The organism is Microbulbifer guangxiensis, from assembly GCF_021729075.1.
Classification (GTDB): domain Bacteria; phylum Pseudomonadota; class Gammaproteobacteria; order Pseudomonadales; family Cellvibrionaceae; genus Microbulbifer; species Microbulbifer guangxiensis.
On the sequence record NZ_JAJSAQ010000004.1, the window covers coordinates 456,761 to 469,300 of the forward strand.

The 12,540-nt window shown below is 54.3% G+C and carries 6 protein-coding genes; all 6 read left to right on the plus strand.

What is annotated here, in order from left to right; translation table 11 throughout:
- Positions 1–8: 8 nt before the first annotated feature.
- The gene (locus LVD12_RS11670) at positions 9–2,912 is read left to right on the plus strand and encodes a DUF1156 domain-containing protein (RefSeq protein WP_237067885.1); all 2,904 of its coding nucleotides are present in this window, start codon (positions 9–11) and stop codon (positions 2,910–2,912) included.
- Positions 2,913–2,922: 10 nt separating this feature from the next.
- On the plus strand, positions 2,923–5,766 hold the full coding sequence (locus tag LVD12_RS11675; RefSeq protein ID WP_237067886.1) for an ATP-binding protein: 2,844 nt from the start codon (positions 2,923–2,925) through the stop codon (positions 5,764–5,766).
- Between the two features lie 179 nt (positions 5,767–5,945).
- Positions 5,946–6,833, plus strand: a complete 888-nt coding sequence (locus LVD12_RS11680) for a hypothetical protein (protein WP_237067887.1) — start codon at positions 5,946–5,948, stop codon at positions 6,831–6,833.
- Positions 6,834–7,873: 1,040 nt separating this feature from the next.
- The gene (locus LVD12_RS11685; protein ID WP_237067888.1) at positions 7,874–9,781 is read left to right on the plus strand and encodes a DUF885 domain-containing protein; all 1,908 of its coding nucleotides are present in this window, start codon (positions 7,874–7,876) and stop codon (positions 9,779–9,781) included.
- 192 nt (positions 9,782–9,973) lie between these two features.
- On the plus strand, positions 9,974–11,263 hold the full coding sequence (locus tag LVD12_RS11690; RefSeq protein ID WP_237067889.1) for a TolC family protein: 1,290 nt from the start codon (positions 9,974–9,976) through the stop codon (positions 11,261–11,263).
- Positions 11,264–11,404: 141 nt separating this feature from the next.
- Positions 11,405–12,532, plus strand: coding sequence for an efflux RND transporter periplasmic adaptor subunit (locus tag LVD12_RS16270; RefSeq protein WP_237067890.1), 1,128 nt, complete (start codon positions 11,405–11,407; stop codon positions 12,530–12,532).
- The last annotated feature ends 8 nt before the right edge of the window (positions 12,533–12,540 follow it).

The following is a 12,540-nucleotide window of genomic DNA, read 5'->3' on the forward strand; positions in this document are numbered from 1 at the left end:
GATTATCTATGGCCAGCATTAAAACACCAAAAAAACTGATTGAAGTCGCTCTGCCTTTGGACGATATCAACACAGCGGCCGCACGAGAAAAATCCATCCGCCATGGGCACCCCTCCACCCTACACTTGTGGTGGGCGCGACGTCCGTTGGCTGCGGCAAGAGCAGTGTTGTTCGCCCAAATGGTTAACGACCCTAGCTACCAGCGGGAGCTCGGATTTGGGGTTAACAAAAAAGAGGCGGAAATTAAACGGGAGAAGCTATTTCAGATCATCCGTGAATTAGTAAAGTGGGAAAATACCAACAACGAAGAAGTGCTAAATCGTGCCCGCGAGGCAATTTGGGAGAGCTGGCGAGAAACTTGCCACTTGAATCGCAATCATCCTCAGGCAAATGAGCTGTTTAACCCAGACGTTCTTCCGGCTGCCCATGACCCATTCGCGGGAGGTGGTGCGATTCCAGTTGAAGCACAACGGCTCGGCATGACTTCCTTTGCGACAGACCTCAACCCAGTTCCCGTATTTTTGAATAAATGCCTTATAGAAATTCCTTCAAAATTTTCTGGGTCAGCCCCAGTCGGCCCTACCCCACCCGAAGAATCACAGCAGAAAATTTACGAGGATTGGACTGAGGCGAAAGGGCTTGCAGAAGACGTTAGAAGATACGGTTACATCTTAAAAAAGATGGCGCAAGATAAGATCGGACATTTATTTCAAGATTTAGAGATTACTGACTCTCTGACGGAAATCAACCCACATTTAAAAGAGCATATTGGCGAAAAATTAACGGTCATTTCATGGATTTGGGCAAGAACAGTGAAGAGCCCAAACCCAGCATTTAATAATTCCGAAGTGCCTCTTTGCTCCAGCTTTGTTCTAGCCACCAAATCCGGAAAAGAAGTGTCCATTAGGCCTGTAGTATCAGGACATTCTTATACTTTTAAAGTTACTTTCGGAAAAAGTGGTGACTACGAAAACTTGAAAAAAGGGACCAAAAGAGGCCGAGGAGCGAATTTTGAGTGCTTGGTCTCCGGCTCTCCAATAAGTGCTGAATACGTAAAAACTGAGGCCTCAGAAGGGAGGATGGGCGTAAAGCTGCTAGCCATAGTCTGCCAAGGAAAAAGAGGCAGAATCTATGTTACACCGACAGAATCCTTGGAAGATCACTTGAAGTCTGCAGAGCCAACTTGGAAGCCGACATTCGACCTCCCTAGACATCCTCAATATGTAGGAACTCTCGGTTACGGAATCACCCGCTTTGACCAACTATTTTCGAATCGTCAGCTACTGGTATTAGACACCTTCAGCAATGAAATAAAAAACATTTGGAAAATAGTTGTTGATGATTGCTTAAAAGCTGGAATTCAAAATAATGAAGAAACTCTAGAATCTGGCGGGTCAGACGCATGCTCTTATGCGGATGCAGTTTGCGCATATATGGCGCTAGCAGTTGACAAGCTAGCGGACAGAAACTCCTCGTTAACTTCTTGGGCTAACACCAGAGAACACGCGAGAAATACCTTTGGGCGTCAAGCTTACTCAATGACTTGGGATTTCGCAGAGTGCAACCCATTCTCTGATGCCAGCGGTAATTTCATGGGTGGTATAAAGTCCATTGTTGAAGGGCTGCATTCAGTAAGATCCAATTTCCAAGGAGTATCTCAACAAGATGATGCTGCACTTCAGAAAGTTAGCCGCAATAAAGTTGTGTCGACAGACCCTCCATATTACGACAACGTACCCTATGCGGATCTATCTGATTTTTTCTACATATGGCTAAGACGATCTATTGGAGATAGGTTTGGGCAGTTATTTTCCACCTTGCTAACCCCCAAAATGCCAGAGCTGGTAGCTGACGTTAAGCGTCATAAAGGGAAGGAAAATGCCGAAAACTTCTTTCTGGAAGGAATGACGAGTGCCATGGCAAACATTTGCCATGAATCTCACCCTGCGTTCCCGACAACCATTTACTATGCATTCAAACAATCTGAAACCAGTGACTCGAAAACTGGAAATACCGGATGGGAGACTTTTCTACAGGCAGTTATTAGTGCTGGTTTTCTTATTGATGGCACCTGGCCAATGAGAACTGAACTTGGTCGTAGGCTTAGGGGTTCACAAAGTAATGCCTTGGCCTCTTCAATTGTGCTCGTCTGCCGCAAGCGCAAGCCCAATGCGGAATCTATCTCCCGTCGAGATTTTCAGCGTCAGCTGCGTGAAGAGATGCCCGAAGCCCTCGAAACCATGATCGGCGGGCAAACCGGCCAGACACCCATCGCCCCTGTTGACTTAGCCCAAGCCGCAATTGGACCCGGCATGGCCATCTTCTCGAAGTACGATGCAGTGTTGAACCAGGATGGATCAAAAATGAACGTGCACGACGCCCTGGTGCTAATCAATCGTGCCATCACCGAGTACTTGAGCCCTGACTCTGGCAGCTTCGATGCCGATACCCAGTTTTGTGCGAGTTGGTTCGATCAGTATGGTTGGAGTGCCGGCCCCTTTGGCGAGGCGGATACTCTCTCTCGGGCTAAGGGCACCAGTGTGGACGGTGTACGAGAAGCAGGAGTGGTGGAATCCGGCGGCGGTAAAGTGCGCTTGCTCAAATGGAGCGAGTACGAAGCCGATTGGGATCCCACTCGTGACAAACGAACCCCCATTTGGGAAGCCTGCCATCAGATGATCCGCCGCCTCAATAGTCAGGGCGAATCCGCCGCGGGCGAATTGCTGGCCAAGATGCCGGATAAAGGCGAGCCCATCCGCCAGCTCGCCTACCACCTGTACACTTTATGCGAGCGCAAGAAGTGGGCCGAAGAAGCTCGCGCCTATAACGAACTAATCGGTTCCTGGCACGCCATTGTCGCCGCCTCCCATGAGGTCGGCCATGCCGGCGAGCAGCACGGACTGGACTTTTGAGGAGTAGACCATGAGTTTAAAACCCTGGCGTGAGATCGCTCGACCCCACAAAGACGTTCTGGAAGGCTCATTCAAGCAGTCGGAGTTTGCCGCCGATATCACCCAGGTGGCCAGTGGGACTGCGTCTGCCGAATATCAGGACGCGGCGAAGTTCTTCTCTCGCACTTATATCACCGAGGGCATGCGGTTGTTGCTGATCTCGGTAGCACAACGCTTAGCGGGCCAGGGGGGTGATCCCGTCATCCAGCTGCAGACCGCTTTCGGCGGCGGTAAGACCCATACCATGCTCGCGGTGTACCATCTGGCCAGCCGGGAAATCAGTACCGACAAGCTGATGGGCGTACCGCCCGTGCTAGACGAGGCTGGTATTCATGATCTGCCGCGTGCAAAGATCGCCGTGATCGACGGTATCAAGCTGTCACCGAGCCAGCCGCGTCATTATGACAACGCCACCGTCAACACGTTATGGGGGGAACTGGCCTATCAACTGCTTGGCGAGCAAGGCTATGAAATGGTCGCCGGCAGCGATGCCGATGGGACCTCGCCGGGTAAAGAGGTCCTAACCTCATTGATTCGTCAGGCGGCTCCATGCGTGATTCTAATCGATGAGCTGGTAGCCTTTATCCGCCAATTGGAGCTAGGCAAGCAGTACAAGGCCGGCACCTTCGACAGCAACATCAGCTTCATTCAGGGCCTGACCGAGGCCATGAAGGCCGTGCCCAACGCAATACTGCTTGCCTCGCTACCCGAGTCCGAGCTGGAGGTTGGCGGCACCACGGGTCAACGCGCCCTGAATTCCCTTGAGAAATACTTTGCAAGGGTGGAGTCTGTCTGGAAACCCGTGGGTACCGAAGAAGCGTTTGAAATCGTGCGCAGACGGCTGTTTGAAAACCCGGGTGAGCGTGCTCATGTAGAAGGCATCAGCCGCCAGTTTTCCGACTTCTATCGACAGCACGCTGATAAATTCCCTGTGGAGACCCAGTCTAACGAATATTTCGAGCGGCTGTGCCGCTCCTACCCCATCCACCCGGAAATTTTCGACCGGCTCTACGAGGACTGGTCCACCCTCGAGAAATTTCAGCGCACCCGCGGCGTTCTCCAATACATGGCCATCGTCATCCACCGGCTATGGAACTCAGATAACAGAGACGCGCTGATCATGCCTGGCTCCCTGCCGCTTGAAGATAGCAACGTACGCCACAAGAGTATCCATTACCTGCCCCAAGGCTGGGAGCCGGTCATCGAGCGTGAGGTGGACGGGCCGCGTTCCGCCCCATACGATATTGACGGCCACCACACCTTGTTCGGAGGTGTGCAGGCTGCACGCCGCACCGCCCGAACTATCTTTCTGGGAAGTGCGCCCTCCACTCGGGAGCAGATGATTCGCGGCATTCAAGCCGAGCGCATCCTGCTCGGAACGGTGCAGCCCGGCCAGGCTACTGGTGTCTTCGAGGATGTTCTAAAGCGCCTGCGCGATCGCTTACATTATCTCTATGCCGAGCAAGACCGGTACTGGCTGGATACCAAGCCCAACCTGCGCCGGGAAATGGAGAGCCGCAAGCAAAATATCAGCGAGCGCGATGAGCTGCTGCCGCTATTGAAGGACCGAGTGAACCGTGTCTTTGGCCGCAACCATCAATTCGCCGGCATCCATGTCTTCACCCCGTCAGTTGACGTGCCTGACGACTATGGTTCTGGTCCACGCCTGGTGGTACTGCCGACCAATGCAGCCTACAGCCGTGCGGAAACCAACCAGGCATTTGGCGAGGCAGAGAAAATTCTGCGAAATCGCGGCGACCAACGACGCCAGAAACAAAACCGCTTGATCTTCCTGGCACCAGATTTCGACGTGGTTAGTAGATTGAAAGATCAGGGCCGTATCTACCTAGCCTGGCAGTCCATCGTGGCAGATATCGAGAGCGGCACCCTCAACCAGGATCTGAGCCATCTGAACCAGGCTAAGCGCAATCGTGACGGCGCGGAGCAATCCCTGACGCAGTTGATAAGAGAGTCCTACAAGTGGCTGATCGCGCCGGTTGAAGAGTTCATCAAAGGTAAGCCTACCCTGAATTGGGAAGTGGTCTCAGTGTCACCCACCGCCACCAATCTGATACAGGCGATAGAAAACAAACTGCGCGAGGAAGAGTGGCTAATCTACGAGTGGTCCCCGATCCACCTGCGTAACATGCTCAAACAGTGGTACCTAAAAGAAGGGGTAACAGAAGTCAGGGCACTCAAGATCTGGCAAGACACCTGTCATTATCTTTACTTGCCGCGGTTGGTGAATGACGACGTCTTCCGTAATGCAATTGTTAATGGCGTCGATAGTGAGGACTTCTTTGGCTTTGCTTCCGGCAAGGAGGACGAGCGCTACCTCGGCTTCAGCTTCGGTAGCAGCTCCATCGCACCCCTGGATGATTCATCGCTATTGATTGATCGTGAAGCAGCCGCAGCCTACGCTGAGCGCATCCGCCAAGCCGCCCAACCAACACCGGAACCGGCCCAACCCGCTGAAACAGGCGGTGCCGCTGCACCAGTATCGACTGGTGGGTCAGATACTACGCACCCCAAAACACCCGGTGAAACAGGAAAACCGGGAACAGCTCCGACAGGCGCAGTTAAAAAGCACTTCTACGGCACCATCGCTCTTGACCCGGTGAAAGCGAAGCTGGACTTCGCCACAATCATTGATGAAGTGGTACAGCAGTTCACTGCCAAACTGGGCGTCGACGTCAAGATCTCAGTAGAAATCGAAGCGAAGAGCCGCGACGGATTTGATGAGGCGCTGCAAAGAACTGTGAGGGAAAACTGTAACGTATTGCGATTTAGTAATGCAGAGTTCGAAGAAGAATAGGCTTGCCGCGTAACGAAAGGGGGCCTGGCATCACCTATAAGCGTAATGCTTGCGCATGAGCATTGATGCAAGGCTCCCCTACTTGGTAGGCATCTCGCACCCAGCCCATCTACTCGGAAGAAACACGCTTCGAACCGCTTTTTCCCTCATTATCTCGGCCAATATTTGGAACCAGAATTATGAACAAAATATGCAAACTATGGCGCGGCCAAGATGAAAAAGGGTGGCTACACACAGCCTTTACTGGAAGATTGATAATAATCACAATATCGGCCGTGACCTTATCCCTGATTCCAATTATCATCGGGGCAATAAATTCAAGTTATATTTTTTCCTTTTCATCCGCCGGACTCAATTTTCTTATCTTCTCGATACTGAAAACACCTGTCGCGCTCCTCGCCGCAAGCTTGGTAGTTTTGTCACTTTATGTTTCTCACTACCGTGCTAAACAGCAAGATCTAGCACTACGACTCAGCCGCAGCCAAAGCAACTTCTCCAATTATTTCCAGCACAAGGAAGAGATAAGGGAGGCCATAACCCAATTCAAAGGCACGCTTAACGCCCCTAATGGACATATACGTAACATACACTTGAACTACCACGAGCTTTACCATGTAGTCTATCCCCAGGCGAAACAATCTAATTTTGCCTGTTTGGGGTTAATCGCACTAATCAACGATGAACTGCAAAAGCAAATCAGCCAGATCCAAGAGCAATTTTTGGGAAAAATTTCTAGCGGAGAGAAAAACTCAAGCCCGAACCAAATGAAGGCTGAACTTCAGGAGCTCGCAGTTCAGTACAGACACTGCTTAGTCGAATTCACAGCCTCCCTGGGCGTCCGTATTGATTTCAATCTCAGCAACCCAACAGCCGGCAATATACCTGCAGAATACGCAGTCCGGATGGATCGGATGACACAGATTTTGATGCAGTGCTTGAATATATTGGTTGAGCACTCTTTCGATCCTGCATGCGAAGAGGCCTTTTCAAAATTCAACATCTTGGAGCAGTCAGAACAGTTTTTGGAAGCGGTGAAGACCCCAAGCTTGGTGCCCGTTCACGCCTGACGCGGCCCATTACTATAAAGACCGTGGACAGAAACTAAAAGGTTGTGGACGTGCTCTTGGTTAGCTGCACAGGCGTTAGACGCAGGCTTCTCACTGCCAAGCTGGGCGTCGACGTCAAGATCTCAGTAGAAATCGAAGCCAAGAGCCTCGACGGATTTGATGAGGCGCTGCAAAGAACTGCCAAGGAAAACTGCACCGTGTTGCGATTTAGCAACGCTGAGTTCAAAAAGAACAGGCTTGCCGCATAACGAAAGAGTGGGGCCCTGGCATCACCGATGCGCTCAATTCAGGCGCATGAAGATTGGTGCAAGGCTTCCCCAAGCGGTACCCTGTATCCAGCAGGCCATAATGAAATTTCCCGTAAAGCGTCTACCTGCCCCGAAAGGTGTACCAAGGGGTGTACCAAGGCAAAATGGCCACCATCATAAGCACCAATAATAGTGGGATTGAGCATGCAATTCTGCATTCAGGTGCAGAATATCGAATAGATATTCATAGGGCTTCATGCTGAAGCCCAAGAATTTGCTGCCCATCCCGCACGTTGCAGTGTCATAGCGCACCATCAAATCTCGCCCCCAGGGTGTACTCAGACCTGCCTCACTCAGTCTAGGTGCACTGAGCGAGGTAAAGCAGAAGCTGCCGAGACCTACTTGAATCAAAAAACAAAGGGGGATCGAAGGCATATACAACCAGTAGAGCTATTTCTAAGAGCGTATGCGCGCAGCCACCCTATGAGCCAACCTACCTATCGATATTGAAGCCCACCACATCAGCAAGGTTCCCCCCCCCACTGATTAATAAAAGTTTTTAGCCGGTTAGCATGAAAGACCTGCTGACAGCGACTGGTGAGAGCAGGTGAGATTTACGAGAAAAAGCTGGCCCCCACATAGCGAAGCGGGTTGCACGGCAGCATTCCGACCTTGCTCGCAAGATCTTTATCATTATCTCTGATCGACATTTCACCTGTCACATGTAATCCTGCATGAATGGAATGACCAGTTAGCTGTCGGTATTGCCCTGCAAAAACAAAAGGAGGGGGTATGCGAGCTTTAACGGGTGTTCTTTTTGCGGGATTTTTGTTTTCTCTGGCAGGATGCCAGCGCGACGAGTCTACCGGACAGAACCTGTCTGCTATCGAGGCAGAATCGTCAGCGATAGTCACAAATGCCGAGCGCGAGGCGGAGACGCGTCGGCTCACAGAATGGCTCGACGCACGCTACGAGGAGGAACTGCAGTTCAGCCCACTGATGTTAGCGGAGAAGGGCAGCAAGGACCTCAATGACCAGCTCGATGATTTTTCCGCAAAGGGGCTGGCGCAACAGCTGGCATGGAAAGCGGCTACAGTCGAACAGCTACACGAGGAGTTTGACTACCAACAACTGACTCCGGCAGGCCAGGAGTCCTATGACCTGTGGATCTACCAGTATGAACGCGCCCGTGCTGCCGAGCCATTCTGGCGCATGGGTTACGCCACTAATTCTTACTGGCCCAGCTTCTATTTCACCCAGATGTTCGGGATGCAGTCCGATTTACCCGCGCTGGTTATGAACTACCACCGGGTCGATGATCGCGAAGACATGCTGGCACTGGTCACCCGCCTCGCGGCCATGGGGCGCGCCATAAACCAACTCAAGCTACGAGCGCAGGCTGCAGCAAAACAAGGAATCCGGCCGCCACGCTTTGCTTACGAGGTGGCGATTCGCGAGGCCGAAGAGCAAGTCAGTGGTGCGCCATTTGCGGAATCAGAGCAGGATGCCCCTATCTGGGGCTTCACCAAGGAGAAACTGGATGCCCTTCTCGACTTGGGTGAAATTGATCGGACTGATGCGGATCGGGTGCGCGCAAGGGCTCATCAAGTCCTACACGATGACTTCCTGCCGGCCTATCAGGAACTGCTCACCTGGTTGCGGACCGATATTGTCAATACCGACGACGAGGCCCGAGGCGTTGGTGCGCTGCCGGGCGGGGAGGCGTTCTATCGCTTTTCCCTGAAGGAGCTGACCTCCACCGACATGACACCAGATCAGCTACATCAGCTTGGACTCAAGGAAGTCACGCGCATCCGCGGTGAAATGGATGCCCTGCGAGAAGAAGTGCAATTCGAGGGTGATCTGCAGGAGTTCTTTACATATCTGAGGGAGGATTCAAAGTTCCTGTACCCGAACACCGATGCCGGGCGCGAATCCTATTTGTCCGACAGCCGTGCTTTTCTCAAAGAGATTACAAAAAAGCTGCCAGATTATTTTGGCCTGCTGCCCAAGACGAATCTTGTGGTGAAAAGGGTGGAGCCACATCGCGAGCAGGATGGTGGCATCCAGCATTATTTTCCAGGCAGCCCGGACGGGGCCATGCCCGGAGTCTACTACGCGCACCTGTCAGATATGAATGCCTATTCCAAGGCGGATATGGAATCGATTGCTTACCACGAAGGCAATCCCGGTCACCATCTGCAGTTTTCCATTCAGCGTGAACTTTCAGGTGTACCGAAATTCCGCACACACACAAGGGTGATGGCATATTCCGAGGGCTGGGGCCTCTATGCCGAACAGCTGGCAGAGGAAATGGGCGCCTTTCACGACCCATATAAGCGCTTTGGGCGCCTGAACGGTGAAATGTGGCGGGCAGTCCGGCTGGTGGTAGATACCGGCCTTCACGCCAAGGACTGGAGCGAAGAGCAGGCTGTGCAGTATTTTCTCGCCAATACGTCCCTACCGGAAGCAGCCGCGCGCTTCGAGGTCCGTCGTTACTTGGTGTGGCCTGGCCAGGCTACGGCCTATAAAGTGGGTATGCTGAAGATCCTCGAGTTACGCACACGGGCGATGGAAACTCTAGGGGGCGCATTCGATATCCGTGGTTTCCATGACGCCGTGCTAGGGGGCGGGGCCCTACCGCTCAATCTACTGGAAAAACGGGTGCAGCGCTGGGTGGATGAAACCGCAAAGGGATAAACCTTGCCACGACGCTTGTTCCGTCCTGAAATAGTTCTGTTTTGTACCGGCGGATCGTGCTCCTCTGAAACGCCGGTATGCCGTTTTTCTATGTTCAACGCGTAATTTTCCTTTCATTTATCAGCTGAATCCTTTTTCAGTACGCATTTCCCGACCCGGCGCGCTATATCTGATGGGGACCGGGAGGAGCCCATGTTTTCAGCTGCTATCAGGTGGTGCCATCAATTGCCATTTCCGGGGCCGGCCGCGCTGCTGGCAGTGCTGCTATTACTGCTATCCCACGCTGCCGCAGCCCGGGATACCCTGAGTCTCGTCGATGCCATCGACCGGGCACTGAACGAAAATCCGCAGCTTGCCGTCTTCCGTTTTCGTGAGGCAGCACTGATGGGCAAGGCGCAAACCGCAGCCCAGCGACCGCCTCTGTCGATCCGAAGCGAGCTGGAAAACGTGGCCGGCAGTAGTGATGCACCAGAGGCAGAGCTGACGATTGCACTGTCATCCGTACTCGAGCTTGGCAACCAGCGCCTGGCCCGGGTGAATGCGGCGCAGGCGTCCATCGATCTGCTGGCGGCGGAACAGCAGGTGCAGGCACTGGACCTGCTCGGGGAGGTGATACGGCGCTATGTCGAGGTCGCGGCAGCCACGGAGCGGGTATCACTGGCTGGCCAGGCCCTGCGTATTGCCGAGCAGGCACTCGAGGCTGTCAGCCAGCGGGTCAGGGCAGCGGCCGCACCACAGGCGGAGCAGTTGCGGGCCGAGGCGGCGCTGGCTGAGTCCCGCCTCACTTTACAGGCAGAGCGGCGCCAGCTGGATTTTCACAGGCGCGCCCTGGCTGCGCTGTGGGGCGCCACGGAGGCCGGCTTTGATGTGGATAGCAGTGCTCTCTACCGGATAGAGCCCGGCGCGGGTTTCCCTGAACTTTATGCGCGAGCTGAAGAAAATCCCGCACTGACAAAATTCGCCTCCGATGAGCGGCTGCGTGCCATGGAGCTCCGTATGCGGGAAACCGAGTCGAACCTGGATATTGGCTGGGCCGTGGGTGTGCGCCGATTCAGCGAATCAGATGAAACAACACTGATTGCGCTCGCTGAGCTGCCGCTCTTTTCCGGCAGACGCAATGCCGGCGCCGTAGCTTCGGCGACAGCGGAACTAGAGCGTATTGCTGTCGAACGGAAAGCTGCCAGACTGCAAATCTACAGCCAGCTGTTTCGGGCCTATAGCGGCCGCGAGCAAGCTGTCGCTGCGGTCCACAGTTTTGACCGCGACATCATCCCCGCCCTCCGGGCGGCACTGCGCGAGGTCGAACTAGCTTATCGCCGCGGGCGTTACTCCTATCTGGAACTGGTTTCGGCGCGGCGGGAGCTCATTGCGGCGCAGCGGGCAAAAATCGAATCCGCCGCCGCTGCTCTGCGCTACGGCGCGGAGATCGAACAACTGACTGCTGCACCAGTCCTCCCGGCCGGGCAGGCTTTCAGTAAATAGATGCCGGATCACGTCATGCGGGGCTCTCCAACTCTTTACCCGTTGCCAGTTGCACTACTTGCGCTAATCGCTGTGTGGAGTGCCCATGGGTATGCAGGCTCCGACGCTGTAAAACATGCTGAAACTTCAGAGACGGTTACAGTGGTGGAAGAGCAGGGGCCCCATGGCGGGTACCTGCTCCGCGATGGTGCCGTCTCTGTTGAGTTGAAGCTGGTAGAGCAGGGCAACAAAGCAAAGTTCCGGGCCTGGGTCACGGAAGCAGGGCAACCGCTGCAGGACACCAGCGGCACGACCCTGTCGCTGGAGCTGCTGCGTCTCGGCGGTGAACGACAGCGCTTTCGGCTGGAGCCCGAGGGGGACTACTGGCGCAGCGTGGCGGCGGTTCGCGAACCGCATTCCTTTGATATCAACACGCTGCTGATCCGCAATGGTGAAAGAAGCACCTGGACAATTGCCTCCTACGAGGGCCGGGTCATGATTTCTGACCAGATGGCGGAGGAAAACGGTATCGCCACCGCCGTCGCCGGTGCCGGGGGAATCCGCCGCACACTGACGCTCTATGGCAGGACGGCTCTTGCCCATGAAGACATGCGGCATGTGCGCGCCCGCTTTCCCGGCCCGGTCACCGAAGTACTGGCGGAACTGGGAGACCGGGTACAGCGCGGCCAGAAGCTGGCCACCGTCGAGTCCAATGACAGCCTGCAGACCTATCCGGTGGTATCGCCCATCGACGGGCTGGTCGTCGAGCACGAAATCGGCAGTGGCGAATTCAGCGGTAACCGCGTGCTGTTTACGGTGGCCAACTACGACACCCTGTGGGCAGAGCTACAGGTTTTTCCCCGGCAGCAGAGTGCGATCCGGCGTGGCCAGACCGTCACCCTTACCAGTGACCAGCGCCGCGTGGAAACCAGGATCCACGACGTGCTGCCCATTTCCGATGGCCAGCCGTTCCTTCTCGCACGGGCGTCGTTCGACAATCGCGGGGAAAACTGGCCGCCGGGCCTGCTGGTAGAGGCGAAAGTGGTAATCGAGGAAGAACAGGTACCGCTGGTCGTGGAAAACCGGGCCTTGCAGCCTTACCTGAACGGGTTCGCGGTGTTTGTGAAAGTGGGCGAAGTTTACGAGGCGCGCCCACTGACCCTGGGGCGCAGGGACGATGAGTTCACCGAAGTGTTGGGCGGGCTCAGGCCCGGTGACCGCTATGTGACGGCCAATAGCTTCCTGATCAAAGCCGATATCGAGAAATCGGGTGCAGTGCATGATCACTAGGGAGCGTC

What these genes read in the sequence shown, in the direction of transcription:
- LVD12_RS11670 (WP_237067885.1), top strand. Translation starts at nt 9, where the DNA reads ATGGCCAGCATTAAAACACCAAAAAAACTGATTGAAGTCGCTCTGCCT.
- LVD12_RS11675 (WP_237067886.1), top strand. Translation starts at nt 2,923, where the DNA reads ATGAGTTTAAAACCCTGGCGTGAGATCGCTCGACCCCACAAAGACGTT.
- LVD12_RS11680 (WP_237067887.1), top strand. Translation starts at nt 5,946, where the DNA reads ATGAACAAAATATGCAAACTATGGCGCGGCCAAGATGAAAAAGGGTGG.
- LVD12_RS11685 (WP_237067888.1), top strand. Translation starts at nt 7,874, where the DNA reads ATGCGAGCTTTAACGGGTGTTCTTTTTGCGGGATTTTTGTTTTCTCTG.
- LVD12_RS11690 (WP_237067889.1), top strand. Translation starts at nt 9,974, where the DNA reads ATGTTTTCAGCTGCTATCAGGTGGTGCCATCAATTGCCATTTCCGGGG.